The organism is Nocardia sp. JCM 34519.1 (assembly GCF_020361265.1).
GTDB classification, from domain to species: Bacteria; Actinomycetota; Actinomycetes; order Mycobacteriales; family Mycobacteriaceae; genus Nocardia; species Nocardia arthritidis_A.
Genome location: NZ_JAIRBR010000004.1, coordinates 344,076 through 369,590, shown reverse-complemented (window position 1 = coordinate 369,590; position 25,515 = coordinate 344,076). Strand labels below are relative to the sequence as shown.

Here is a 25,515-nt window from a genome sequence, read left to right as displayed (position 1 = left end):
CGAGTCATACGGTCACCAGGTCGCGGAGGCGAGAGAGTTTGGCCGGGCCGATGCCGTCTATTTGGGATAGCTGGGATACGTCGGTGAAGCGGCCGTTGGTGGCGCGCCAGGTGAGGATGGCACGGGCGGTGGCCGGGCCGACGCCGGGGAGGGCGTCGAGTTCGGATTCGGTTGCGGTGTTGAGGTCTACGCGAACGGCGGGGCGTCCGGACGCGGTGGTGTTCGCGCCGCCGACGGTGCTGCTGCCGGATCTGGCTTGGCTCTGCCGGGAGCCGACGACGACCTGGTCGCCGTCCTGAAGGCGCTGCGCCAGGTTGAGGCCGGTGAGGTCGGCCTCCTCGGTGGCGCCGCCCGCGGCCGCGACGGCATCGGCGACCCTGGACCCGGGCGGCAGCCGATGCAGGCCGCCGCGCCGAACCAATCCGACCACGCTGACCACCAATTCGGTGTTCGCGGGCGGCGCGACCGAGGGTGCGCCCGAGGTGTGCGCGGACCGGGCCGAGGTGGCCGCCGGATGAACCGTCGGCGGCGGCACCGCCTGGGCGACGGGCCGGTCGCGCACCACCATGACGACGGCGACGGCCACCGTGGCGAGTCCGACCGCGGCGAGGGTGAGTACGCCACGGCGGCCCGGATCGAGCCGGGTCCCGCGAAACCGTTCCGGCACAAGGCGTTCCCACCAACCGGCGCGATCCGCCGGTTCGTCGAGCCATTTGGGTCGTTCGACGGCGGCGAATTCCCCGGCACGGCGGCCGGGCTCGGGCGCGAGCTGTTCGAGCTCCCACTTCCCGAAATCCGTTGCGGCGCCGCACACGTCGGAGTCCGCGGCGTCCGGTCGCGCGACGGATCTCGGATCGCCGGGCCGTCCGCGGAATCCGCTGATCGGCGAGCCGAGCGGGATGGGACGCATCCGCACCCCACCGGCCCGCGCCGGGTCCGCCCCGATCACCGAAGCCCGCCCGGCCCCGATATCGCGCTGCAGCGCGCCGAGCCGCCGCCTAATCCGCTCGCGCTCGTCATGTCGTGACATGGCCGCGACGTTAAGCGCGGCCTACCGCCGAATCCGCGCTGCGACCAGGCATTTCAAGAAGTCTGGGGATAACCGCGCCGCTGTGCACAACTCGCCGCCGCCACGCCGCACGATCAGCGTCGCACCAGATTCTCGGCGAAACAGTCGGACCGCGGCGGCCGCGAAGTGCGGGTGGTGGTCAGGCGCAGCCGCCGGGCACGACGAGCACGCCGACCGCACCGAGGCCGAGGTGTACGCCGAGCGCTGGGCCGAATTCGGCGACGACGAGTTCGCGAATGCCCGGAATCAGCTCGCGCAATTGTGCGGCAACGGTTTCGGCCGCGTCCGCCGCGCCGAGGTGCTGCACCGCGACGGCCGCCCCGTCCTCGCCCGCCGCATCGACCGCGGCGGCGACGAGTTTCGCGTACGCCTTGGACCTGGTGCGGACTTTCTCCCGAAGTTCGAGCCGTCCCTCGACGATCTGCAACAGCGGTTTGGTGACCAGCTCGCTGCCGAAAAACGCTGCGGCACTGCTCAATCGGCCGCCGCGCCGCAGCTGTTCGGTGCGGTTGACCAGGATGAAGGTGCGCGCCCGGCTCGCAGTCGCCACCGCGGTGTCGTAGACGACGTCCAGCGCGGCGCCCGCCCGCGCCCGCCGCGCCGCCGCGAGCACCGGCAGCCCGGTGGCCAGCCCGGCGCCGAGCGAATCGACAAGGCGCACTTGATCTGCTGCGTCCATATCCCGCACCGCCTGCCTGCCCGCCTCCCAGGTTCCGGACAGCTGACGCGAAATATGTACGGCCACAACGCCGTCCCCGCCGCTGCGGACCAACGCCCGTTCGTAGACCTCGCGCAGCTCACCAGGCGACGCAGCCGAGGTGGTGACGGTGTCGGCGGCATAGTCGATCTCGATCGGGTCGATGCCCTCCCGGATCGCGCGGTCGCCGATCAGCACATGCAGTGGGACGACGGCGATTCCCAGTTCGTCGACGAATTCGGCGGGCAGACAGGCGGACGAATCGGTGACGACCACGACGGCCAACTACCGAACCTCCTGCAGGGTTTTCACCATGGCCCTGGCCACCTCGACGTGCGCGGCCCAGCCCCAGTGGATGCCGTCCGGATTCGCCTCGCCGGAGAATATGTTGTCGCGCACCGCTTTCGCGAGGTCGACCAGTGGAACACCGGTGCGCCCAGACCATTCCAGCAGCGCACGCACCGCCGGCTCACGTCCGGAATGCACCCGGCCGTACGCCGCGCAGTCGTGCACCGACGGCAGCACGGCCACCATCGGCAGCTCGGGCCGCAACTGCGCCAACGCATTTCGCGACTGCTCCAGATAGTCGACGCTCACGTGCGGCGGTAGCGCGACCGGCCTGCCGAGTTTGGACAGCCGCGGTTGCAGCCAGTTGTAGGTCTGTCTGACCCGCCTGCGCACCGCGGGCGGGCGCAGGTAACGGATGAGCTCGCGCAGCGCGGTCGGCAGCGGGGACGGCAGACTGTCCATGCCGCCGACCGCGAACACCACCGCGCCGGCGCGCGGCACCGCCGCCCACACCCGCGGGTCGCCGATCAGCGCCCAGTATCCGTCCCGGCAGGTCCAACCGATCCTGGCCACCAACTCGACATCCCAACCCAATTCGGCCGCAACGAGATTCGGCCAGATCCTGGGGTCGTCGGCGGGCAGCCCGCCCTTCGGGCCGAAATAGGCCAGCGAGTCGGCGATCACCAGCAGCACCGGCCGGCCCTGCCTGGTCGGATCTTCAGAGGACATCCGGTGCCACCTTCGCCGCCGCATTCCACACGTCCAGGCGCCAGCCGGGTTGATCGATGCTCGGGCCGTGGCTGCTGAGCTGCACCCAGCTGGTGTTGGCCAATCCGCCGAGGGCAGGCCAGTTGCGGGGCGGCAGGTCGAGCAGCGCGGCCGTGAGGGCGGCGATCAGCCCGCCGTGCGCCACCAGGATGATAGTGCGGCCGGGCCAATCCTGTCGCTCGGTGTACAGCTCCCGCACGACCGGCAGCGCCCGCGCCCCGACCCGCAGTTTGCTCTCTCCATCCGGCGGCGTGAACTCGGCGTCCAGCCGCCAGGCCACCCGCGCGCCCGGGTATTCGGCGTCGACCTCGTAATGGGTCAGCCCCTCCCACCGGCCGAGGTTCGTCTCGCGCAGCCGGGGATCGGTCTCGACCGAGAGCGAGGTGTGCTCGGCCAGCGCCGTCGCGGTGTCGTACGCGCGACGCAGATCGGAGGAGACGATCGCGATGGCATTGCGCGAAACCAGTTCGCGCGCGGCCTCTTTCGCCTGACGCCTACCGAGTTCGGTGAGATCGGTGTCGATCTGCCCCTGCATCCGGTCGACAGCGTTCCACTCCGTCTGCCCGTGCCGCAACAGAATCAGCGTGCGAACACCGGCATACTTACTCACTCGGCGCCTTCCACATCCGTTCTGACCTGACGCGGATCGACGCCGATGCCATCGACGGGAACCACCGGGCAGTCCTTCCACAACCGTTCCAGCGCATAGAAATTGCGCTCGTCGTTGTGCTGGATGTGCACCACGACGTCCACGTAGTCGAGCAGCGCCCAGCGGCCCTCCCTGGTGCCCTCGCGCCGCACCGGCTTGTGCCCGGCCGCGCGTAGCTTCTCCTCGACATTGTCGACGATGGCGTTGACCTGCCGCTCGTTCGGCGCGGATGCGATGACGAAGCAGTCGGTGATCACCAGTTGCTCGGACACGTCGAGCACCACGACGTCGGAGGCCAGCTTCTCGTCCGCGGCCCGCGCGGCGACCTGCGCCATCTCCACCGACTCCACCGATGCCGTCATTCCTGTGCCTCGCTCCGCTTACCCACGCTCAATGGACCTTCCGCTTCCTGCGCGGCATATAGGTGCCGCTTCGATATGTACTGCACCACGCCGTCGGGGACGAGGTACCACACCGGCCGATTCTCGGCGGCGCGGCGCCGGCATTCGCTCGACGAGATGGACAGGGCCGGGATTTCGATCATGGTCACCGCATCGGCGGGAAGATCACGCAGATGTTCCTCGAGATGGTCGGTGTTCAGCTCGTATCCGGGACGGGTCACTCCGACGAACTTGGCCAGTTCGAACAGTTCCGCCCAATCGTGCCATGTCAGGATGTTGGCCAACGCATCCGCTCCGGTGATGAAGTACAGCTCGGCGTCCGGATAGGCGGCCTGCATCTCGCGCAGGGTGTCCACCGTGTAGGTGACCTTGCCCCGATCGATATCGGCGCGACTCACCGAGAACCGCGGGTTGGAGGCGGTCGCGATGACCGTCATCAGGTAGCGGTCCTCGGCCGGGCTGACCGCCACGCCCGCCTTCTGCCATGGTTGACCGGTCGGGACGAAGATCACCTCGTCCAGTTCGAACCTGTTGGCAACCTCACTCGCGGCGACCAGGTGGCCGTGGTGGATGGGGTCGAAGGTGCCGCCCATCACCCCCAGCTTGCGTCGGCGCCGACCGTTCTCGTGCATGATTGCCGAGCTTAGTGGTTGACGTTACGAGCGGTACGTTCGCTGTGAGCGAGCTCGCGAGCGAACCATGGACACCGTGAGCTACCGAACCGTTCAGTCGGCCCTGCCGGTACCATCCCGCCGCCGCAGCATTTCGGCCAGCTGATCCCTGGCATCGGCGAGTTCGGCCGTAACTTCCGGCGCGGTATCCCTGGCCGCCAGTTCCGTCAGCTCGGCCAGCACCGCGGCCATCGTGTCCAGCCATGGACGGCCCCCGGCCTCGGGCGCGCCGAGCCAGCGCTGTGTCCGGGCCGCGGCGCGCAGGCAGCGGGCCCGGTCGAGTGCCCGTCCGGCGCGGCCGAATATCTCGGCGGCATGCAGGTACGCCGCGAGCGCGCGTTCGTCCTCGCCGCAGGCGCTCAACGCCGCCGCGGCCGAGCGCGCGAGTTCGGCGCGCAGCACGCCGCGGTCGCTGTCGGGCGGCACCAGTCCGGCGCCGAGCGCGAACTGCTCGATCGCCTCCCGGTCCCGGCGCAATGCCCGCAGTGACTCACCGAATTGGCCGCGTACGACCGCCAATTCGACGTCCGGATAGGGAATCTCGGTACCCGCCAACGCCTGTTCGAACAGGGCGACCGCCTCGCCGTGCCGTCCGGCCCGGTGCAGCGCCCGTGCCGCGATCAGCGTGTGGTGCACCGCATCGGCGACGGAGATCTCCTCCCACCGGGCGGCCGCCCGCAGGGCCGCGTCGGCCAACTTCAGCTCGTTACCGGGCTGTCCGGCGATCGCGATGACGAGTTGCGCGCTCATCCGCGCCGTATGCTCGGCGGGCAATACCGGGGCGCCGAGTGAAAGGGCATGGCGCAGTAGCGCTTCCGCCGAGCTCGGATCATCCGAGAGCTGGGCGGTGCCGAGTTCGGCCAGCCGGCGCGCCTCGGCGGCCCGGTCCGCGGCGTCGCTGTCCGGCGCGACGGCCGAATCGGCCAACTCCGTGGACGCCGCGGGACCACCGGATCGGGTGATGACCGTCCCGCGTTCGGTGATCGCGTCGGCGAATGCGGGTGCGGCGGATCCGTGCATCCGTTTCACGAAGGTGGCGCCCAGCCCGAGCGGCAGCTGGTCGACGAGCGGTTGCCGGGCCAGCCGCCCGGCGATCCTGGTGCTCACGACGGTATTGCCGTTGCGCAGGTCATACCGGGTGCACAGCTCGGCGATCTCCGAATCCAGCTCGGCCAGCAGCGAATTCGCCGATCCGGTGCCGATGGTCAGTTCGCCGAGACCGAGTACGGTCAACCGCCGCAGCAGCACGCACACCCCGGTCACGAACGAAAGCCGGTGTGCCACATCCGAGCCCGGATCGGTGAGCCAACCGGCATGTGCCGCCAGGATTTCCAGACCGCGCGCCTCGTTACCGGTCAACGCGCAGAATTCGATATGCATACCAACCGAATGCCGCAGGTCGGGCGCGTGCCGCACCAGCTGATAGCCGGTGAGGTGCGCATTGCGGGCGTCGGCCAGTCTGCCGGTGCGTACAAGCGGCAGGAGCGCCTGCGCGAATACCCGGTGCGGTTCCTCGACACAGGTGCGCTCGGAGTCGAGCACCGGCTGCCAGTGCGTCAGCGCCGCCTCGTCATCGCCGAAATACGCACTGGTCCTGCCCCATTCGTTGCGCTCGCAGGCCACGCAGTCGGACATGCCGTCGCGCGGCGCGGCCATCGACGCGTCGAGCAGCGCCCGCGCCGAATCCGCGTCACCGGTCTCCCTGGCCAGCTCGGCGCGCAACGCGAAAACCGGTCGCAGACTGTAACCGCGCAGCCGGTAACGGTTTTCGAGTTCGTCGAGCCAGCGGTGCACGGTGGACAGCGGAATGGCCGGGTTATCAATCAGGCCCCACGTCATCCACTTCAGGTACCAGTGGATCGATGACGTGAGCGGCCCGAGTTCGGCCGGGAATTCGTCGTAGATGTGCAGCAGCCTGCCGTAGGCGACCGGGGCCAGGTCGCGTTCACCCGCGTAGCTGTACGCCTGCACCAGGTCGAGCAGCACCTGCCCTTCCAGCCGCCGGTCCGGACCGGATTTCGCCGCCGCGGCAAGGGTTTCCAGGTGTTCGGTCCGGATCCGGCCGTGCGGCAGCGCCGCGCTCCGGTCGAGTGCGGCGCGGATTTCGTCGGGGTTCATGGTCAGCGTTCTCCTTCACCGTTCCCGACGGCGTACCGCGTCGCCCAGTCGAGGAATTCGCCGAAGGCGCGGTTCAGCAGCGCGGTATCGGCGGGCCGCAGCGGACGGTGGGTCATCAGCAAGGCCTGGCCGTACAGCGATTCCACGGCCGTGCGCAGGAAGGCGGGGTCGTCGATGCGGCGCAGGCCGCGCACCACCGGGCTGTGCAGATTCAGCACCAATTGCGCACGCGGAACCGAGGATTCGAGGGCGCCGAGGATTTCGGACCACAGCTCGTCGGCGTCGGCGGCGATCTCGGCCCTGGCGCGCTCGTTGCGCGCGGCCCGGCCGTCCAGGTACAGCGCGGGTACCGAAACCGGATGGAAGGCCCGCACGATCACCTCGCAGCCCACCCGGTCCAGTGCGGCGCGCGCCGTCGCCAGCATCGGAGCCAGCGCCAATTCGTCGGCTGCCGCGACGGTATCGAGTGCCGCGGTGAGCGTGTCCGGATCCAGCTCCGCGACCGTCACCTCGGGCAGCACGTGCGGGAGCAGCGAGATCAGTTCGCGGTCATAGACATAGCCGCCGTTGACCACCCCGACGCCCTGAGCCGCCGCGATCGCGGCCACCTGGCGGAACTCCTCGACGGTCGCGGTGACCCGGACCACCGGATGGTTGCGGGCGAATTCGCTCAGTGGGACGCGACCGTCCGTCGTCTCGAACAACAAGTGCGGCAGCATGATTCGCAGCAGCTCCGGCGAATGTCTGGCCATCGCCTTCACACCGAGCGTATGCACCGCGAGGAAGGCGGCCAGCCGGTTCGGCGCGGTGGCGGCGATCTCGGTGAGCCAGCAGCGCACCTGCTCGCCGAGCACCTCACGCACGATGGCGAGGCGCTCGTCCTCGTAGAGACCCTCGCGCGAGGCGGTGGGCCGCAGCGAATCGGTATCGAGCACACAGCGCACGAAAAACGCCCAGTCCGGCAGCAATCCGCGCACGGCCGCGCCGAGCAGCATCCCTTTCAGGTAGACCCGGTGCGCGCCGGTGTCGGCGGGATTGCCCGGTTGTGCGAGCACATAGGCCACGCCGTGCACCCCGGCCAGGTCCGCATCCAGTTCGATGACGTCCAGTGGTGCGAAACCCAGTGTGCGCGCGCCGTATTCGAGGAGGGCGAGCCTGCGCTCCTCCGGCGAACCGAACTTCCGCCGCCACACCGGCAAACCCTCGGTGACACAGACGGTTTCCCCCTCGGCGCACACCGTCACCGGATACGGAAGCAGCGAACCGTACTCACGGGCCAGCTCGACGACCCGCTCGGGGGCGAACCACGATCCGGCCCCGGCGCGCGGCGTCACATGGACCGTCGTACCCGGCTCCGGATGGTCCTGCGGCGCGAGCACCCGCACCGAATAGGTGCCGTCGGCGGCGGCCACCCATTCCACCGGTGCGGCGGCCGGATCGATCGCCGAGCGGCTCACCACCCGGATATGTTCGGCGACGGTGAAACAGGCCAGCAACCCGATGCCGAACTGTCCCAGGAATTCCCGACGCGCGCCCCCGATATCGTCGCGCTTGGCGGAGCGGCCGATGGTGGCCAGGAAACGGTGCACATCGGCCTCCGTCAACCCGATACCGGGATCGGTGACGCACAGGCCGCCCTGTTCGATATCGAGGCGAATATCGCTCGGCGCCAACGGATCGTGCTGCCGCCGGGCGGTGACCGCGTCCACCGCGTTCTGTAACAGCTCGCGAACGTACACGCGCGGGCCCGAATACAGATGGTGCGACAACAGATCGACGATTCCCCGCAGATCGACCTGGAAGACGTTGTTGGTCGTATTCGCCATGCCGCGCATGGTCCCGCAAAGACCCTATGGTCGGCTTAACGAAAGCTGATCGCTTCGATCACACCGGCAGCAGCCGGGAGACCACCGCGGTGAGTTGCCGGGCCGACCGGCATTCGTGCATCTCGATCACCTGCCGGTATTCGTCGGCGGCGGAGTCGCCGGAACCCCACTGGCCCATCGGTTCCGGGTTGAGCCAGTGCGCGTGTTTCGCGACGCCGACCAGGTCGCGCAGCGTATTCAGGCGCGGGTCCCGGTAGTTGGTGCGGGCGTCGCCGAGGATCAGCAGCGAGCTGCGGCTGGTGACGGCGTCCGGCCAGCCCGCGGCGAATCCGCGCAGCGCCGCACCGTAATCCGAATGCCCGTCGCTGCCGACCACATGTGCCTCGGTGAAGATCCGGGCCATCGCCTTATCCAATTGCGTTCGCGGATCGAAGAATTGGGTCACCTCGTCGACATCGTCGACGAATGCGAAGATCCGCACCCGGGAGAACTGCTGGCGCAGCGCGCTCACCAGCAGCAGGGTGAAGTTGCTGAATCCGGCGACCGAACCCGAAACATCGCACATCAGCACCAGTTCCGGACGACCGGGCCGCGGCTTGCGGTTCACCAGATCGATCGGCACGCCGCCGGTGGACATGGACTTACGCAGCGTGCGCCGCAGATCGATCTCGCCGCGCCGGGAATGCCTGCGCCGCACCGCGAGTCGCGAGGCCAGGATGCGGGCCAGCCGCTGGGTGCTGCGGCGCAGCTCGGCGAGTTCGCGTTCGGAGGCGCGCAGGAAATCCACGTCCTCGGCCTGCCGGGCCACCCCGTAGCCCGCGACGCGCTCGCGGCCGACGCGCTCGGCGACCCGCCTGCGCGTCTCGGCCTCCACCGCGCCGCGGAAGCCATCGATGCGCTGCCGGGCCGCGCGGCGCGCGATCTCCATATCGAATTCGCTGGTGTCCGGCCCGGCCGCCAGCCCGGCCAGGATCCTGGCCAACAGCGTCTGCGGCTGTACGTCTTTCAGCGCCTGGTACGCGGAAAACGAAGGGCCGCCCCCGGATTGGTATTGGCCGAGCTGGTCGACCAGCTGCGCGGCCAGCAGCTCCAGCTGTCGGGTCGCATTGTCCTGGGCGAGGAGTCCGGCGAGCAGTTCACGCAGCGCCGGAATGTCGACCTCGCCGGACGGCCGATGCGGGATCTCGATCTCGTCCAGCGCGCCGGTTCGCTCGCCGAGCGCCACCGGGAACCACAGATCGAACAGCCCGTCGTAGGTGGCGCGGTGGGTGGTGCGGCGCAGCAGCGCGCACGCCAAACCCTCGCGCAGCACCTCACGATCGAGCAGATCGAGGACGGTCAGCACCCGGCCCGCGTCAACGGTTTCCGCGGGACCGACCGGAATTCCCCTGGCCCGCAACGCTTCCACGAAACCGACGAGATGACCCGGCAGCCCGTGCGGCGCATCGAGCGGCAGCCCCGTCGGCGCCGAACCCGCGGCCACGGCTCAGGCCAGCTTCAGCTCGGTCAGGGCGCGCTGATGGTCGCTCTGATGTTTCAACACGACGCCGAGTGTCGCGCGCACGGTGGCATCGTCGAGATCGCGCAGGCCCAGCGCGAGCAAAGTGCGGCCCCAGTCGATGGATTCGGCCACCGACGGCAGCTTCTTCAGCTGCATACCGCGCAGCACGTGCACGATCCGCACCAGTTGGGCGGCGACGGCGGCGGACAGCTCCGGCACCCGGCTGGCCAGGATGCGCCGCTCCAGCTCCTCGTCCGGGAAGTCCAGATGTAAATAGAGGCAGCGTCGTTTGAGCGCCTCGGACAGTTCGCGGGTGGCGTTGGAGGTGAGCACGACGAACGGTTTCCGGCTGGCGGTGATCGTGCCCAATTCCGGGACGGTGACCGCGAAATCGCTGAGCACCTCCAGCAGCAGTCCCTCGATCTCGACATCGGCCTTATCGGTTTCGTCGATGAGCAGCACCGTCGGCTCGGTGCGCCGGATCGCGGTGAGCAGCGGGCGCGATAGCAGGAATTCCTCGGTGAAAACGTCGGCCTTCGTTTCGGCCCAATCATTTTCGCTCGACGCCTGGATGCGCAGAATCTGCTTGGCGTGATTCCACTCGTACAGCGCGCGGGCCTCGTCGACGCCCTCGTAGCACTGCAACCGGACCAGCTCCGCGCCCGAGCTCTGGGCGACGGCGCGGGCCAGCTCGGTCTTGCCGACACCGGCAGGGCCCTCGATCAGCAATGGTTTACCCAGCCGGTCGGCGAGGAAAACCGAAGTGGCCGTTGCCTTGTCGGCCAGATAGCCGGTCTCGGCGAGACGCTCGACGACATCGTCGACCGAGGTGAAGATCGGCTTCTGCTCTGCATCGGCCACTGTGCAGTCCTTCCTGTAGAACCGCCGCGCTGCGGTGCTCGCGGCTAAACCGGCCGGATCTGGCCGTCGCCCCACACGATCCATTTGGTGGAGGTCAGTTCCGGCAGCGCCATCGGGCCGCGGGCGTGCAGCTTCTGGGTGGAGATGCCGATTTCGGCGCCGAACCCGAACTGCTCGCCGTCGGTGAAGGCGGTGGAGGCGTTCACCATGACCGCGGCGGCATCCACCCGGGCGGTGAATTCGCGGGCGGCGGCCAGCTCACCGGTGACGATGGCCTCGGTGTGGCCGGTGCCCCAGGTGTTGATGTGCTCGACCGCGGCGTCCAGGTCGGCCACCACCTTGAGCGCGATATCCAGGGTGAGGTACTCCTCGCCCCAGTCCGCGTCGGTGGCGGGGACCTGACCGGGCAGGTCGCCGTGAATGGTGACGCCGTGCCGCTCCAGCGCCTGCGTCAGCCTCGGCACCGCGACATCGGCGATGGCGGCGTCGATGAGCACCGTCTCGGCGGCGTTGCACACGCTGGGCCTGCGCGTTTTGGCGTTGATCAGGATCTGCTCGGCCATGTCCAGGTCGGCGGCGGCGTGCACGTAGACGTGGCAGTTGCCGGTGCCGGTCTCGATGGTCGGCACCTGCGCGTCGCGCACGACGGCGTTGATCAGTCCGGCGCCGCCGCGCGGGATCACCACGTCGACCAGGCCGCGCGCCTGGATCAGATGGGTGACGCTGGACCGGTCCGCACTCGGCAGCAACTGCACCGCGTCGGCCGGAATATCTTGTGCCGCAAGCGCTTCCCGCAGCACCGCGACCAACGCCGCATTGGATTTCGCGGCCGAGGACGAGCCGCGCAGCAGCGCGGCATTACCCGATTTGAGCGCGAGCCCGAAGGCGTCGACGGTGACGTTCGGCCGCGCCTCGTACACCATGCCGACCACGCCGAGCGGCACCCGCACCTGCCGGATCTCCAGACCGTTCGGCAGCGTCGAACCGCGCACCACCACGCCGACCGGATCCGGCAGGCCCGCCACCTGACGCAGGCCGGAGGCGATACCGTCGATCCTGGCCTTGGTCAGCCGCAGCCGGTCCAGCAGCGAATCCTCGGTGCCCGCGGCGGCGGCCGCGGCGATGTCCTCGGCATTGGCCGCGAGCACGGCATCGGCGGCGGCGAGCAGCGCATCGGCCGCGGCGTGCAGGGCCGTATTCTTCTGTGCGGTCGTGAGCTGGGCCAGCGCCCGCGACGCGATCCGAGCCCGGCGCGCGGCCGCGTGCACCGCCTCGCGAACATCCAGCTCGGGCGTCGTACCTACCGTCATGGGTACAGCGTACTGACCCGCGGTTACGGGTAGCGTCCGGTATATGTGTCCCGATCGAGAGCCACTGATCGCCGTACTCGGCAGCATCAATATGGATCTGGTGACCACCACCGAGCGGCGGCCCGCGCCGGGGGAAACCGTGCTCGGCACCGGTTTCCGGCTGGTGCCCGGCGGTAAGGGCGCCAATCAGGCCATCGCCGCGGCCAGGAGTTCCGGGCATACCGTCGAATTCGTCGGCGCGGTCGGCGACGATCTGTTCGCCGCCGAATTGCGGCGGGTGCTCGCGGATTCCGGTGTCGGCACCGGCCTGCTGCGCACCGTCGCGGGCCCGAGCGGGGTCGCCGCGATCGTCGTCGACGCATCGGGCGAGAACAGCATCATCGTGGTCGGCGGCGCGAACGCGACGCTCACCACCCTCACCGCCGCCGAGCTCGATGTCATCGCGAAGGCGGATATCCTGCTGTGCCAGTTGGAGATTCCGGTTCCGACCGTCGCGGCCGCGGCCCGGCACGCCCGCGCGAACGGCACCATGGTGATGCTCAATCCGTCACCGGCACAACCCCTCCCGGACGAGTTGTGGGCGAATGTCGATATCGCCGTCGTGAATTCCGGTGAGGCCGAACAGCTCGGCGACACCCTCGACAAGGTCGCGCATCTGGTGATCACCCAGGGCGCGGCGGGCGCGACCTATCGCGGGCCCGGCGGCGAATCACAGGTGCCGAGCCCGCGAGTCGAGGTGGTCGATACGACGGGTGCGGGTGACACCTTCACCGGCGCGCTCGCCGCCGCCTGGCACCGCGGCCCGGAACGCGCACTGGCCTGGGCGAGTACCGCAGGCGCGCTGGCCACGACGAAACTCGGTGCGAGCAGTTCCATTCCGGCCCGCGCCGATATCGCGGCCGCGCTCGCCGGCGAACAGTAGTGCGGCATCCGCCGATTCATCGACTCGGCAGCACACCCGGCCGCGGCCGTTTATCGTCGATTCCATGTCCTCAACGCCGGAACGCATACCGGCCGACGGCGATTTCGGCGCGATCGGTCGTATCGATGCACAGATGGTCGTGTTGTCCTTCGTGGACAATGCGGGCATCACACGGGTGAAAACCGTGCCAGCGGCTCGGTTGGCCGATGCCGCGCGATTCGGGGTCGGGGTATCGCCGTGCTTCGAAACCTTCGCCTTCGACGACCTGATGACCACCGGCAAATATCTGGGCGGTCCCGACGGTGACCTGCGGCTGATCCCGGATCTGTCCCGGCTCACCGAACTGGCCTGCCAGCCCGGCTGGGCCTGGGCGCCCGCCGACAAGTACACCCAGGAGGGCACCCGCTTCGTCGCCTGCCAACGCGATTTCGCGGCCCGCCAGACCGAGGCGGCGCGGCGGCAGGGGTTGCGGCTTTCGATGGCGTTCGAAACCGAGTGGGCGCTCGGCGCCGACACCGCCGAATTCGACCCGGTGCTGTACGGTCCCGGGTACGGCATCACCCGGCTGGGCCAAATCGCCGACTACGCAAGGGATCTCGTCGATACGCTGACCCGCCAGCAGATCGAGGTGCAGCAGTTCCACCCCGAATACGCGCTCTCCCAGCTGGAGCTGTCGGTGTCGCCGAACGAACCGGTCGGCGCGGCCGACGACGCGGTGCTGGTGCGGCACACCATCCGGGAGCAGAGCCGCCGATACGGCTGGCGGGCCATGCTCGCGCCGTGCATCGAGCCCGGCGGCGCCGGATCCGGTGCGCACCTGCACTTTTCGGTGCGCGACGGGAGCGGCTCGCTGTTCGCCGGCGGCACCGGCCACCATGGGATGCGACCGGCGGGTGAGGCGTTCCTGGCCGGCATCCTGCGCGAGCTGCCCGCGCTCGTCGCGGTCGGCGCGGGCAATCCGGCGAGTTTCCTGCGACTGGAACCGTCGCGCTGGGCCGGGGTCTGGCAGTGCTGGGGCCGGGAGACCAGGGAGGCGGCGCTGCGTTTCATCACCGGTGTGCGCGGCACCGAGGAGCGGGCGGCCAATGTCGAGGTGAAATGCCTTGACGCGACCGGTAATCCGTACCTGATCGTCGGTGCGGTGATCGCGGCGGGTCTGGCCGGAGTGCACGAGGAACTGCGGCTTCCACCCGAAATCACCGGGGATCCGATGACTTTCGACGCCGAGCAGCTCATGCTGTCCGGGGTGCGGCGGCTGCCGATGTCGTCCGTCGAGGCGGCGGAGCGGCTGGCCAAATCCACCGTGCTGGCCGAGGCGATGGGCCCGGAACTACACGACGCGCTGCTCACGGTGCGCCGGGCCGAGGCGGAGCGGTACGCGCAGACCGATCCGCTGGAACTCGTCGAGCTGACCCGCTGGCGGTTCTGACGTGCGCACCACCGAGATACCGCTGACCGATCACCACTGCCACGGCGTCGTCACCGAAGAACTCGACCGGCCCGGCTTCGAGGAATTGCTCAGCGAGGGACCGCACGGCACCTTCGATTCGGCGATCGGTCTCGCGGTAAGGCGTTGGTGCGCACCGATACTCGATCTGCCACCACATGCGAGTGCCGAGGAGTATCTAGCTCGACGGGCCGAAATCGGTTGGCGCGAAGCCACTTCCCGACTACTCGGCGCGGCCGGGGTGACCCGCTGGTTCCTCGACACCGGCTACGGCGGTGCGGACCTGGCCGGCTTCGCCGAGCTGAGCGGCGGCGAGGTGCGCGAGATCGTCCGGCTGGAACAGATCGCCGAGCAGGTCATCGCCGAGAACGGCCCTACGGCAACGATATTCGAGGATATCGAGGCGGCCCTGCGCGCTCGCATCGGCACGGCCGTCGGGCTCAAAACCATCGCCGCCTACCGCTGTGGGCTCGACTTCCCGGTCACCCATCGGCCGCCCGCCGCGCTCATCCCGCAGGACAGGATCACCGACCGCAACCTCATCGGCTGGCTGGTCGGGCTCGGCGCCCGGCTCGGCGCCGAATACCGTCTGCCGCTGCAGATCCACACCGGATTCGGCGATCCGGACCTGCGCCTGCACCGCGCGGATCCGGCGCTGCTCGCCGATTTCCTGCACGCGACGGCGGGCACCGGACTTTCGGTGATGCTGTTGCACTGCTGGCCATTTCACCGCAACGCGGCCTATCTCGCACACGCCTTCGACCACGTCCGGCTGGACCTCGGGCTGGCCATTCCCTTTGTGGGACAACGTGCCTCGGCACTGCTGGCCGAAACGCTCGAACTCGCGCCGTTCGGCGCGCTGCTCTATTCATCGGACGGTTACGGGCTGCCCGAACTGCACTACCTCGGCGCGAAACTCTGGCGCGACGGCCTCGGCGCCGTCGTCGACGGCTGGCTCGCCGACGACGTGCTCACCCTCGCCGATGCCGACCGCCTGATCGCGGCGATCGCGTACGGCAACGCCGAGCGCACCTACCGGCTCTGATATTCGAGTGCGTCGCGACCGCTCGGTCCCTACCGTTGATGGTCACGGACACGAGAAAGGACGACCGAGATGTTGCCCGTCGAGCTGCACGGAACCCGTGCGCGGACGCTGATGTGGGCCACCGAACAGGATATCGAGCCTGCCGCGGTGCAACAGCTGCGCAATATCGCGCGGCTGGAATGGGTCCACGGCGTGCGCGTCATGCCGGACGTGCACCTCGGTAAAGGTGCGACGGTCGGTTCGGTCATCGCCATGCGGGACGCGGTCGCCCCGGCGGCCGTCGGCGTCGATATCGGCTGCGGGATGGAGAGCGTGAAGACCGATCTCACCGCCGCCGACCTGCCGGACGATCTGCGCTCGCTGCGTTCGCGCATCGAGGCTGCGGTGCCGGTCGGCTTCCAGGCGCACGACGATCCGGTGAACGTCACCCGGCTCGGCGCGGAATTCGCCGCATCGCACGGTGCGGCGGCCCGCAGCGCACGCGGCTGGGACACCTTCTGGGGCGCGTTCGGCTCGCTCGACGAGGGGGTGCAGGCACGGGAATCCAAGGCGCACAAGCAGATGGGCACGCTCGGCGGCGGTAACCACTTCATCGAGGTATGCCTGGACGAGCACGACACCGTATGGATCCTGCTGCACTCGGGCAGCCGCAATATCGGCAAGGAACTGGCCGAGCGGCATATGACGGTGGCCCGCGCGCTGCCGCACAACCGCGACCTGGCCGATCGCGACCTGGCCGTATTCCTTTCCGGCACACCGGAAATGGCCGCCTACCGGCGCGATCTCACCTGGGCGCAGGAGTATGCCGCGCGCAACCGCGCCGTGATGCTCGCCCTGGTATGCCGCGCGGTTCGCGACGAATTCGCCGGGCGCCCGGTGCATTTCGACGAGCCGATCTCCTGCCACCACAACTATGTCGCGGAGGAGTTGATCGACGGAATGCCGATGCTGGTGACCCGCAAGGGCGCCATCCGGGCGGGCGTCGGCGATCTCGGCCTGATTCCGGGTTCGATGGGCACCCGCTCGTATGTGGTGCGCGGCAAGGGAAATCCGGATTCCTTCCAGTCCGCATCGCACGGTGCGGGCCGCCGGATGAGCCGGGCCGCGGCCAAGCGCCAGTTCACCGTCGCCGATCTGGTCGCGCAGACCGAGGGCGTGGAATCGCGCAAGGACGCGGGTGTCGTCGACGAGATCCCGGCCGCGTACAAGGACATCGACGAGGTCATCGCCGCGCAGCGGGATCTGGTCGACGTGGTGGCGACGCTGCGCCAGGTGCTCTGCGTCAAGGGCTGAAAAACGAGGCGGGCCGGGTGAATTCGCGGCCCGCCTCGACCCCGGTCAGTCGGTGCGCCGTCGCAGGGTCGCCGCGACCGCGGTGGCGATCAGCAGCGCGCCGAGCAGCAGCGGGAAGCCGTTGATCACCCACGAGTACAGCGCCTGACGCAGTGAATCCGACAGCGCGGGCAGATCATGGATCTGGGTGAAGGTGTCCTCCGGGAAGAACACGTGCGCCAGCCCCGGCACCAGACCCCATACCAGTCCCGCGATCGCGGTACCGGCGGGTGAGTAGGCCGCGAACGCCGCGACCAGGAACAGCAGCAGCGCGCCGCCGATGATCTGGAACGACGAACCCCAGCGCGCGGTGGCATCGCCGAGGATGATCCACTGCCTGGTGTCGGCGGCGCCGTTGGCCGCTAGACCTATCCCGATCGGGGTCACCACCAGCGCGAATACCGTTCCGAACACGGTGCGGCCCACCGTGGACTTGCTCCGGAACTGGGCGCCGGGCGGGGACCAGCCCGCCGGCGGCTGATAGTTGCTCGACATGCTTGGCCTCCTGCGCGCTCCCACCGATGGGGATGATGTTCGCCCTATTCTCCTTCCTCCCCAGACAATTCGCGGTGAATGAATCGGCGCGGTCCGATGTCGGACCGATAGCCGACAACTCTTGTCGGTGTCTTCGGGCAGTATGGTCCGGGTGACCACGGCGACCGGAACCATCGCAGACCTGGCGAGCCCCGAACTGCGCGCACGCGCCGAGCAACTGCTGCGGGAGTTGGCCGGGCCGTCGGCGCGCCTGCGCGAGGACCAGTGGACCGCCATCGAGGCGTTGGTCGTGCGGCGGCAGCGGGCGCTGGTGGTGCAGCGCACCGGCTGGGGTAAGTCGGCGGTGTACTTCATTGCCGCCAAACTGCTGCGGGCGGCGGGGCGCGGGCCGACGGTGATCGTCTCGCCGCTGCTCGCGCTGATGCGCAATCAGGTGGCGGCCGCGGGGCGGGCGGGGGTCGTCGCGGCGACCATCAATTCGGGCAATGTCACCGAATGGGATGAAATACACGCCGGTGTCGCGGCGGGCGCGGTCGACGTGCTGCTGGTGAGTCCGGAACGGCTCAACAATCCGGACTTCCGCGATCAGGTGTTGCCGAAGCTGGCCGCCGACGCGGGACTCGTCGTGATCGATGAGGCGCACTGCATCTCGGACTGGGGGCACGATTTCCGCCCCGACTACCGCCGCATCCGCACCCTGATCGCCGATCTCGGCTCCGACGTCCCGGTGCTCGCCACCACCGCGACCGCCAACGACCGGGTGGTCCGTGACGTCGCGACGCAGATCGGCGCCGACACCCTGGTGCTGCGCGGCACCCTGGACCGCGAATCGCTGCACCTGTCGGTGGTCCGATTCGACGATGCGGTGGAGCGCACGGCGTGGCTCAGCGGCCACCTGCGCCGGCTGCCCGGCTCCGGCATCGTGTACACGCTCACCGTCGCGGCGGCGCACGATCTGGCCGACGTGCTGAATTCGCACGGGCACACCGTCGCCGCGTACACCGGGCAGACGGATCCGGCCGAGCGGGAGGCGCTGGAGGCCGCACTGCTGAACAACGAGGTGAAGGCGCTCATCGCGACATCGGCGCTGGGCATGGGGTTCGACAAACCCGACCTGGGCTTCGTGGTGCACGTCGGCGCACCCTCCTCCCCCATCGCCTACTACCAGCAGGTCGGCCGCGCCGGTCGCGGCACCGAACGGGCCGAGGTGGTGCTGCTGCCCGGCCCCGAGGACCAGCGGATCTGGAGTTACTTTGCCTCCGTTGCCTTTCCGCGCGAACACGTGGTCCGCGCGGTACTCGACGCGCTGGACCGGGAGCGGCCGATGTCGACGCAGGCGCTGGAACCGCTGGTGGAATTGAACCGGTCGCGGTTGGAGATGGTGCTCAAGGTGCTCGATGTGGACGGCGCGGTCCGCCGGGTGCGCGGCGGCTGGCTCGCCACCGGCGAACCGTGGACCTACGACGCCGAGCGCTATGAGCGGTTGAACGCGGCCCGCGAGCTGGAACAGCAGGCCATGATCGACTACCAGTCCACTGCCAGCTGCCGGATGGAGTTCCTGCGCCGCCAGCTCGACGACCCGGGATTGCCTGCCGCCCAATCGGATTCACCCGGCTGCGGCCGCTGCGACAATTGCACCGGCACCCGGCCCGACACCGCGGTGGCCGCCGACGCCGTCGCCGCCACCCGCGCCCGGCTCGACCGGCCCGGTATCGATCTGGCGCCACGCAAACAGTGGCCGACAGGTCTGGCGAAACTCGGAATCCCGTTGTCCGGCAAGATAACCGACACCGCCGAACCGGGCCGGGTACTCGGCAGGCTCACCGATCTCGGCTGGGGTCAGCGCCTGCGCGGCGTCCTGGACGGCCCCGACGCCCCGGTACCGGACAGCGTCTTCGACGCATGCATAGCGGTGCTGCGCGACTGGAATTGGGTCGCGCGCCCCACCGCCGTCATCGCCATCGATTCCGCCGACCATCCGATCCTCACCACCAGCCTGGCCGCCCGACTGGCACAGGTGGGCCGCCTCCGCGACCTCGGCGTCCTGCGCACCCGCCCCGACCGCACCCCGGCCTCGGCCGCCAACTCCGCCTACCGCGTCGCGGGACTCTTCGACTCGTGGGAAGTACCGGATCTCACCACCGTCGACGGACCGATCCTGTTGGTGGACAGCCGCACCGACACCGGCTGGACCCTCACCCTCGCCGCCCACACCCTCCGCCGTGCGGGCGCCACCGCGGTACTGCCGTTCGCACTGGCCTCGGTGACATAGCGCACCACGGATGACGTTGCCCCCGCGTGGGTTTCAGCTTCCTGCGCCTGCAATAGTCAGAGCGGGAAGTTGATTGCCGTGCGTGAACTCGGGGTTGTGGCGTGTCGCCAGCGATCCGATTGAACGATACTCGCCTCCGGTCCACTAGAGACTCGTTGCGCCCCAACCAATTACGCTACTGACGCGCATCCGGCAGCTCCACCACCCGCGTTTCGCGCGGAAGGTCGCTTGCCGCGTGCAGTGGACGATCCGGCGGGAGCGGGCGGCGGGGTTCGCGCACGCCCGCCGTGCCGCCGGGATCGTCGTCGGAGCCGCGTGCGCCGCCAACGGGTGCGGTGCGTCTTCGGATGAACAGTCGCCGGATGATGCGTCGCCGCGGTTTCTTCGCCATGCGGCCAGTGTGCGCTGATTTCCGGTGCCCGCCCAGACTGTTCGCCGCCAGCGAAGACAGGTCAGCGGGTCTTGTCGAGCAATTCGACGATTTCGGCGGTGGTCCCGGTCTCGCCGAGGCGCGGGAAGATCTTGCCGACGCTGTGCTCGTGTGCGGCGGCGTCGGAATCGCTCATCGCGTCGACGGCGAGCGTGACGTGGTAGCCGTGTTCGTGCGCGGCCCGCGCGGTGGATTCGACGCCGATGCTGGTCGCGATGCCTGCCAGCACGATTTGGGTGATGCCCCGGCGGCGCAGTTGCAGGTCGAGGTCGGTGCCGTAGAAGGCGCCCCAGTTCCGCTTGGTGACGTTGATGTCCTCCGGATGGCCGACGAGTTCGTCGACGATCCGGTCCCAGCCCTCCGGCGGCGTCCCCTGCGGGAACGGAAATTCGTTGCGGCCCTTGGCCTGATCGGCGCCGTCGGGTGCGAAGCTGACCCGCACCAGCACCACCGGCAGGCCGTGCGCGCGGAAGGCGTGTGCGAGCGCGGCCGAGTTCGCGACGACGGTTTCGGCGCTGTGCGGCGCCCTCGGCGCGGCGACGATGCCGTGCTGCAGGTCGATGATGACCAGCGCGGTCCGCTCGTCGAGGGTGGTCACGGTCATGGCTATCCCTTTCAGTGTTGTTCTGACACAGCTTGTTTCACGCCGACGCGCCCGAGCGAGCGGTCGGCGAGCGTCAACAGCAGCAGCAGCGCCGAGACGACGATCAACAGCACCGCGAGGTGATGCATCCCGGCGCTGTCGGCGACGTGCGGGAACACCGCGGCGGTCGCGGCGGAGGCCAGCAGCGCGCCCAGGTACATGCAGGTGCGCAGCAGACCCGCCGATGAGCCCATCCGGGCCGGATCGGCCTGGTGGTACAGCGCGTTCTGATTCGCCAATCCGTTGAGCCCCTGCGGTAATCCGGCCAGGGCGCCGACGCCGACCAGCAGCCACACCGCGCTGCCCCCGCCGATGAACAGCAGGCAGACGCTCACGGCGACCTGCAGCAGCGCGCCCGCGACGAGTTTGCCGCGCACCTGACTGCGCCGCCCGGTGATCGCGGTGATCGCGATGGCGCACACCGACATCGGCAGCAGCACCAGCCCGGCCGCCGACGCGCTGAGCGAGCGTCCCTCCTCCAACCACTGCGTGAAGCCGTAGAGGAAAGCGTATGCGGTGATGAAGGCGAGCATTTGCCGCCCGTAGGTCGCCAGCAGCGCGGCATTGCCGCCGAGCACCCGCAGGTCGATGAACGGCGCCGCGGTGCGCAGCTCACGGATCGCGAACGCGACGCCGAGCAGTATCGCCAGCACCGGCAGATACCAGTGCGCCGCAAGGGGTTTCATCAAGAACAGCAGTGCGGCGACGAGCGTACCGGCGAACAGCGCCATACCGAGCATATCGACACCGGTGTCGCGGCCCTGCCGCACCACGGCGGGCAGCTGCGCGTATCTCGGCAGCCACAGCCAGCCGAATACCAAGCAGGCCAACGACAGTGGCGCATTGATGGTGAAAATCAGATGCCAGCCGCCGAGCGCGGTCAGCACCCCGCCGAGCGTCGGGCCGACGACGGCCATCACCTGGTTCGCGATCGACAGCGCGGCGAGTATGCCCGCCGGATTCGCCAGCCCGGTGCGCTCGGATTCGCTGCGCAGCAGGAACATCGACGCCGGATAGGCCGCCGAGGTACCGAAGCCGAGCAGCACCCTGGCCAGGATCAGCACGCCCAGGTTCGGCGCGAAAGCGCCCAGCAGACCGGCGATTCCGACGAGTCCGGTGCCGATCAGGTAGAGCGGGCGCGGCCCGTAGCCGTCCACCAACCGACCCATCACCGGCTGCCCCACCGCCGTGGCCAGATACAGCGCGGTGACCAGCCACGCCGTCTGCGCGGGCGGCGCGCCGAAGGCCTGGCCGATCGGGATGAGCGCGACCGCGAGCATCGAGGAGTTGATCGGGTTCAGTATCGAACCCAGGATCATCGGCGCGATCAGCTTCCGATCGAATCGCGTTGTGCTGTCGGATCTTTCGGATACCGCCGTCACGACTGCGCGACCTCGTCGAGCAATGCCATCGCCTCGATGATGGTGCGGCGCTGCGCCTCGGTGAACCGCTCGTGCAGAGCGTGCGACAACCACTCCTGGCGCGCCGCCCGGTCACCGAGCGCCTTGACCCGGCCCGTCTCGGTCAGCGAGAGCAGTTGCCTGCGGCCATCCGCCGGATCGGGCCGCCGCTCCACATATCCGTAACCCACCAGCGCGGAGACCGTCATCGCCATCGATTGCGGCCGCACCCGCTCCGCGGCGGCCAGGTCGCTCGTCGACGCGGGGCCGTCCTTCTCGAGCCGGCTGAGCACCGCGGTCTGCGACGGGGTCAGATCGTCGTCGACCGCCAGCTCACGGAATCTGCGGCGCAATCTGCTGAAGACGGTGCGCACGTCGTTGGCGGCGCGGACGGCGGATTCGGCAACCCGGCCATCGAGTTTCGGTGCGTTTCCCATAGTCGCTCGCAATCACTCGGTCTGTCACCGACCCTAATTTATTCAGTTAAAACTGTCCAGTTGTACCTGTTCAGTTTTGACTGACTATCCGGCGGATCCGCACATCGGACCGGATGACCCGTTATCGTCGGACGGGTGGCCAGCAAGTCCGCGGCGCCCGCCATCGAACTCGAGGTCGGCGACCACACCGTGCGCGTGTCCAATCCGGACCGGGTCTACTTCCCGGAAACCGGTGCGACCAAGCTCGACCTGGTGCAGTACTACCTGAGCGTCGGCGACGGCATCGTCAACGCGCTGCGCGAGCGGCCGTGCATGCTGCATCGGTTCCCGAAGGGGTTGGCCGGTGACAAGGTGCACCAGAAGCGACTACCCGCGGGCGCGCCCGACTGGATCAATACGGTGCGCGTCTACTTCCCGCGCTACGGCAGACACGCCGACGAACTGTGCGTACGCGAACTGGCCGATGTGATCTGGGCGGTGCAGATGTCGACGGTCGAATTCCATCCGTGGAACTCGCGCGCCGCCGATACCGAGAGCCCGGACGAATGGCGGATCGACCTGGACCCGATGCCGGACTGCCCGTGGTCGCGGGTACAGCAGGTGGCGGGCGTCGTACGCGAGGTGCTCAACGAACTCGGCGCCACCGGATTCCCGAAAACGTCCGGCGGCAACGGAATTCACGTCTACGTGCGGATCGCACCGGAGCACGGATTCCGCGAGGTGCGCCGCGCCGCACTGGCCTTCGCCCGCGAGATCGAGCGCCGCGCGCCCGACGACGTCACCACCACCTGGTGGCGGCGCGATCGCGATCCGAAAATGCTGTTCGTCGACTACAACCAGAACGCCCGCGACCACACCATCGCCGCCGCCTATTCGGTGCGCGGCGTCCCGGCGGCGACCGTCTCCGCGCCGGTCCACTGGGATGAGATCCCGGATATCGACCCGCACGATTTCACCATCTCGACCATGCCCAAACGCTATGCGGCACTTGGCGATCTACACGCCGACATCGATAACACCGTATTCCGGCTCGATCCGCTGCTCGACTGGGCGGACCGCGACAAGATCGACGAGCTGCCCGAGGACGAGCAGTAGCCGGCGCGCGATAAGGTCGAGGCGGCAGCGCCTTTGGCAGACCAGGAACGAACGCGGCGGCCGAACCGGGCGCGGGCGAGGAGGAATCATGCGGCAAACCGTCCCGGTGGCGATCGGTCCGGCCGTGCCGCCGCCTCCGCTGCTGGAGAAGGCCGTAGTCGAGGGCGGCGCCCGGCTGGCCGAACTCGATGCGGCGCGGGCGCTCGTCTGGTCGGGCGGCCCCGGCGAATTCCCGAATGAACTGCCCGGCAGCATCGAATGGGTGCAGCTGCCCGCCGCCGGTATCGAGGACTGGTTCACCGCGGGCATCTTCGCACGCCACCCCGACGTTCGATTCACTTCCGCCGCAGGAGCTTTCGCCGCGAGCGTGGCCGAGCACGCGCTCATGCTGCTGCTCGCCGGAGTGCGCTATCTGCCCGAGCAGCTGCGCGCCGCCAGCTGGCGGCAGCGGGATTTCTTCCCGCACGTCGGGTCGCTGCGCGGCAAGACGGTCACCATCGTCGGCGCGGGCGGGATCGGCCGGGCGCTGATCCCCATGCTGGTTCCGCTCGGCGCGCACGTCATCGCGGTCAACCGGACCGGCAATCCGGTCACCGGTCCCGGCATTCCGGACAGCGTGGAAACGGTACCCGCCGATCAACTCGGCAAGCTGTGGTCACGCACGGATCATGTGGTCGTCGCCGCACCCGCGACAGCCGCCACCCGGCACCTCATCGGAGCCGACGAACTCGCCCGCCTCCAGCCGACATCGTGGGTGATCAACGTGGCGCGCGGCAGCCTGATCGATACCGACGCACTCGTGGCCGCACTGGCCGCGGGCCAGATCGGCGGCGCCGGGCTCGACGTCACCGATCCGGAACCGCTGCCCGACGGACATCCCCTCTGGGTGCTGCCGAATGCGATTGTGACACCGCATGATTCGAATCCCCCACAGCTGCGGCTCGCGGCGTTCGCCGATCATGTCTCGGCGAACGTCGCACGATTCGTCGATGGACGAGAACTGCTGGCACCAGTCGACGTCGAGCGCGGGTACTGACGAGTCGCACGGATCATCGACGTCTATCGCACTTCCATGGCCTATTGGGTTGTTCCGGATTTCGGATACAGGACCTCGCGGCTGCGCGCCACGGCCTGCAGGATGGTTTCGCTGATGAAGTCGGTGAAGCGAGCCATATCCTCCAGGCGTCTGGCGGTCGGGGTGCCGCAGCCGAAGATTTCGACGCCTTGTCGGGTGATCTCGGCGACCTCGGCCATGCCGCGGGCGCTGTCGATCGTGGATTGGTACCAGACGTTGTCGTCGACGATGTAGCGCGCGCGCCGACGTTCGTCGGATTCGCGGCGCACGAGGCCCTGGACTTCGAGGAACTTGATCGACTTGGAAACCGACGGCGGGCTGATCTGCAGGCGTTCGACGAGTTCGGATGTGGTGAGACTGCCGGCGTCCGAGGTGAAAAGGCAGGTCAGCACCCTGGCTGTGGTTCTGGGCATGCCCTGGTGCATGAGCAGGGTGGTAAAGGTCTCCTCGTACCGGCGCACGGCCGCGGCGTCGCGTCCGTGACTCGGCGCCAGCGGTTGTCGCGTTCGGGGCGCGCTCTGTGTGCGCCGGTGGGCGCGCTGTTCGGTGGCGCGCTGGGCCCGATCGGCACGGTAGGACGTAGGTCCACCGTTGCGCATCACCTCCCGGGTGATCGTCGAGGTCGGACGATTCAGTCCGCGGGCGATCGCCGCATAGGGGAGGTTGTCGGCCAAGCCGAGCGCGATCTTTTTGCGTTCGGCTCGAGTGAGCCTGCCTCCCGACATAAGTGATCTCCCGGGTGTCTTTCGTATCGGTCACTGGT

General features: G+C 68.9%; 24 protein-coding genes. 7 read left to right on the top strand and 17 right to left on the bottom strand.

What is annotated here, in order from left to right; genetic code table 11:
- Nucleotides 1-4: 4 nt before the first annotated feature.
- The 11 genes from LGY53_RS13715 to LGY53_RS13665 all read right to left on the bottom strand — a co-directional run bounded on the left by LGY53_RS13715 (nucleotide 5) and on the right by LGY53_RS13665 (nucleotide 12,159).
- Nucleotides 5-1,030: a helix-hairpin-helix domain-containing protein gene (locus LGY53_RS13715; protein WP_225727057.1), complete on the bottom strand. Its 1,026-nt coding sequence runs from the start codon at nucleotides 1,028-1,030 to the stop codon at nucleotides 5-7.
- A gap of 178 nt (nucleotides 1,031-1,208) precedes the next feature.
- Nucleotides 1,209-2,051, bottom strand: coding sequence for a DegV family protein (locus tag LGY53_RS13710; protein ID WP_225727056.1), 843 nt, complete (start codon nucleotides 2,049-2,051; stop codon nucleotides 1,209-1,211).
- On the bottom strand, nucleotides 2,052-2,783 hold the full coding sequence (gene octT / locus LGY53_RS13705; RefSeq protein ID WP_225727055.1) for a diglucosylglycerate octanoyltransferase: 732 nt from the start codon (nucleotides 2,781-2,783) through the stop codon (nucleotides 2,052-2,054).
- Nucleotides 2,773-3,432 carry a histidine phosphatase family protein gene (locus LGY53_RS13700; RefSeq protein WP_225727054.1) on the bottom strand — a complete coding sequence of 220 codons (660 nt, stop codon included), beginning with the start codon at nucleotides 3,430-3,432 and terminating at the stop codon, nucleotides 2,773-2,775. The genes octT and LGY53_RS13700 overlap by 11 nt, the downstream gene beginning before the upstream one ends.
- On the bottom strand, nucleotides 3,429-3,833 hold the full coding sequence (rsfS, locus tag LGY53_RS13695; RefSeq protein ID WP_167473257.1) for a ribosome silencing factor: 405 nt from the start codon (nucleotides 3,831-3,833) through the stop codon (nucleotides 3,429-3,431). Before rsfS ends, LGY53_RS13700 begins: the two co-directional genes overlap by 4 nt.
- A complete protein-coding gene (nadD, locus tag LGY53_RS13690) occupies nucleotides 3,830-4,504 on the bottom strand; it encodes a nicotinate-nucleotide adenylyltransferase (RefSeq protein ID WP_167473256.1) in 675 nt (224 codons plus the stop codon). The genes rsfS and nadD overlap by 4 nt, the downstream gene beginning before the upstream one ends.
- Nucleotides 4,505-4,597: 93 nt before the next feature.
- Nucleotides 4,598-6,661, bottom strand: a complete 2,064-nt coding sequence (locus LGY53_RS13685; RefSeq protein ID WP_225727053.1) for a hypothetical protein — start codon at nucleotides 6,659-6,661, stop codon at nucleotides 4,598-4,600.
- Nucleotides 6,662-6,663: 2 nt separating this feature from the next.
- Complete coding sequence (locus LGY53_RS13680) at nucleotides 6,664-8,487, bottom strand: HSP90 family protein (protein WP_225727052.1); 1,824 nt, start codon at nucleotides 8,485-8,487, stop codon at nucleotides 6,664-6,666.
- A gap of 58 nt (nucleotides 8,488-8,545) precedes the next feature.
- Nucleotides 8,546-9,970, bottom strand: a complete 1,425-nt coding sequence (locus LGY53_RS13675; RefSeq protein WP_225727051.1) for a VWA domain-containing protein — start codon at nucleotides 9,968-9,970, stop codon at nucleotides 8,546-8,548.
- A 3-nt stretch (nucleotides 9,971-9,973) separates the two neighbouring features.
- Entirely contained in the window at nucleotides 9,974-10,849 is an 876-nt protein-coding gene (locus LGY53_RS13670; protein WP_225727050.1) for a MoxR family ATPase, read from the bottom strand.
- 44 nt (nucleotides 10,850-10,893) lie between these two features.
- Nucleotides 10,894-12,159 carry a glutamate-5-semialdehyde dehydrogenase gene (locus tag LGY53_RS13665; protein ID WP_225727049.1) on the bottom strand — a complete coding sequence of 422 codons (1,266 nt, stop codon included), beginning with the start codon at nucleotides 12,157-12,159 and terminating at the stop codon, nucleotides 10,894-10,896.
- A 43-nt stretch (nucleotides 12,160-12,202) separates the two neighbouring features.
- Here LGY53_RS13665 and LGY53_RS13660 point away from each other — a divergent pair, with 43 nt between their 5' ends.
- The 4 genes from LGY53_RS13660 to LGY53_RS13645 all read left to right on the top strand — a co-directional run bounded on the left by LGY53_RS13660 (nucleotide 12,203) and on the right by LGY53_RS13645 (nucleotide 16,866).
- Complete coding sequence (locus LGY53_RS13660; RefSeq protein WP_225727048.1) at nucleotides 12,203-13,081, top strand: ribokinase; 879 nt, start codon at nucleotides 12,203-12,205, stop codon at nucleotides 13,079-13,081.
- A 64-nt stretch (nucleotides 13,082-13,145) separates the two neighbouring features.
- Nucleotides 13,146-14,510 carry a glutamine synthetase family protein gene (locus tag LGY53_RS13655; protein WP_225727047.1) on the top strand — a complete coding sequence of 455 codons (1,365 nt, stop codon included), beginning with the start codon at nucleotides 13,146-13,148 and terminating at the stop codon, nucleotides 14,508-14,510.
- A gap of 1 nt (nucleotide 14,511) precedes the next feature.
- Nucleotides 14,512-15,573 (top strand): amidohydrolase family protein, encoded by a 1,062-nt coding sequence (locus LGY53_RS13650; RefSeq protein ID WP_225727046.1) that lies wholly within the window; start codon nucleotides 14,512-14,514, stop codon nucleotides 15,571-15,573.
- A 69-nt stretch (nucleotides 15,574-15,642) separates the two neighbouring features.
- Nucleotides 15,643-16,866 (top strand): RtcB family protein, encoded by a 1,224-nt coding sequence (locus tag LGY53_RS13645; protein ID WP_225727045.1) that lies wholly within the window; start codon nucleotides 15,643-15,645, stop codon nucleotides 16,864-16,866.
- Between the two features lie 45 nt (nucleotides 16,867-16,911).
- Here the strand turns inward: LGY53_RS13645 and LGY53_RS13640 are convergent, their stop codons facing one another.
- Nucleotides 16,912-17,400 (bottom strand): hypothetical protein, encoded by a 489-nt coding sequence (locus LGY53_RS13640; RefSeq protein ID WP_167473246.1) that lies wholly within the window; start codon nucleotides 17,398-17,400, stop codon nucleotides 16,912-16,914.
- 151 nt (nucleotides 17,401-17,551) lie between these two features.
- Between LGY53_RS13640 and LGY53_RS13635 the strand changes: the two genes are divergently transcribed.
- Entirely contained in the window at nucleotides 17,552-19,672 is a 2,121-nt protein-coding gene (locus tag LGY53_RS13635; RefSeq protein WP_374111173.1) for an ATP-dependent DNA helicase RecQ, read from the top strand.
- Nucleotides 19,673-19,847: 175 nt separating this feature from the next.
- Here LGY53_RS13635 and LGY53_RS13630 read toward each other — a convergent pair whose 3' ends face one another.
- From LGY53_RS13630 to LGY53_RS13615, 4 genes are all read right to left on the bottom strand, one after another.
- Nucleotides 19,848-20,063: a hypothetical protein gene (locus LGY53_RS13630; protein WP_225727044.1), complete on the bottom strand. Its 216-nt coding sequence runs from the start codon at nucleotides 20,061-20,063 to the stop codon at nucleotides 19,848-19,850.
- A gap of 61 nt (nucleotides 20,064-20,124) precedes the next feature.
- Nucleotides 20,125-20,706 (bottom strand): hydrolase, encoded by a 582-nt coding sequence (locus tag LGY53_RS13625; protein WP_225727043.1) that lies wholly within the window; start codon nucleotides 20,704-20,706, stop codon nucleotides 20,125-20,127.
- 11 nt (nucleotides 20,707-20,717) lie between these two features.
- Nucleotides 20,718-22,127, bottom strand: coding sequence for an MFS transporter (locus LGY53_RS13620; RefSeq protein WP_225727042.1), 1,410 nt, complete (start codon nucleotides 22,125-22,127; stop codon nucleotides 20,718-20,720).
- Entirely contained in the window at nucleotides 22,124-22,582 is a 459-nt protein-coding gene (locus LGY53_RS13615; protein ID WP_225727041.1) for a MarR family winged helix-turn-helix transcriptional regulator, read from the bottom strand. Before LGY53_RS13615 ends, LGY53_RS13620 begins: the two co-directional genes overlap by 4 nt.
- 135 nt (nucleotides 22,583-22,717) lie before the next feature.
- On the opposite strand from LGY53_RS13615, the gene ligD reads away from it, so the two are divergent.
- Together ligD and LGY53_RS13605 are read left to right on the top strand one after the other, a co-directional pair.
- On the top strand, nucleotides 22,718-23,677 hold the full coding sequence (gene ligD, locus LGY53_RS13610) for a non-homologous end-joining DNA ligase (RefSeq protein WP_225727040.1): 960 nt from the start codon (nucleotides 22,718-22,720) through the stop codon (nucleotides 23,675-23,677).
- Nucleotides 23,678-23,765: 88 nt separating this feature from the next.
- Nucleotides 23,766-24,713, top strand: coding sequence for a D-isomer specific 2-hydroxyacid dehydrogenase family protein (locus tag LGY53_RS13605; RefSeq protein WP_225727039.1), 948 nt, complete (start codon nucleotides 23,766-23,768; stop codon nucleotides 24,711-24,713).
- Nucleotides 24,714-24,754: 41 nt separating this feature from the next.
- Here the strand turns inward: LGY53_RS13605 and LGY53_RS13600 are convergent, their stop codons facing one another.
- Nucleotides 24,755-25,477, bottom strand: coding sequence for a helix-turn-helix domain-containing protein (locus LGY53_RS13600; RefSeq protein ID WP_225727038.1), 723 nt, complete (start codon nucleotides 25,475-25,477; stop codon nucleotides 24,755-24,757).
- Between the last annotated feature and the right edge of the window lie 38 nt (nucleotides 25,478-25,515).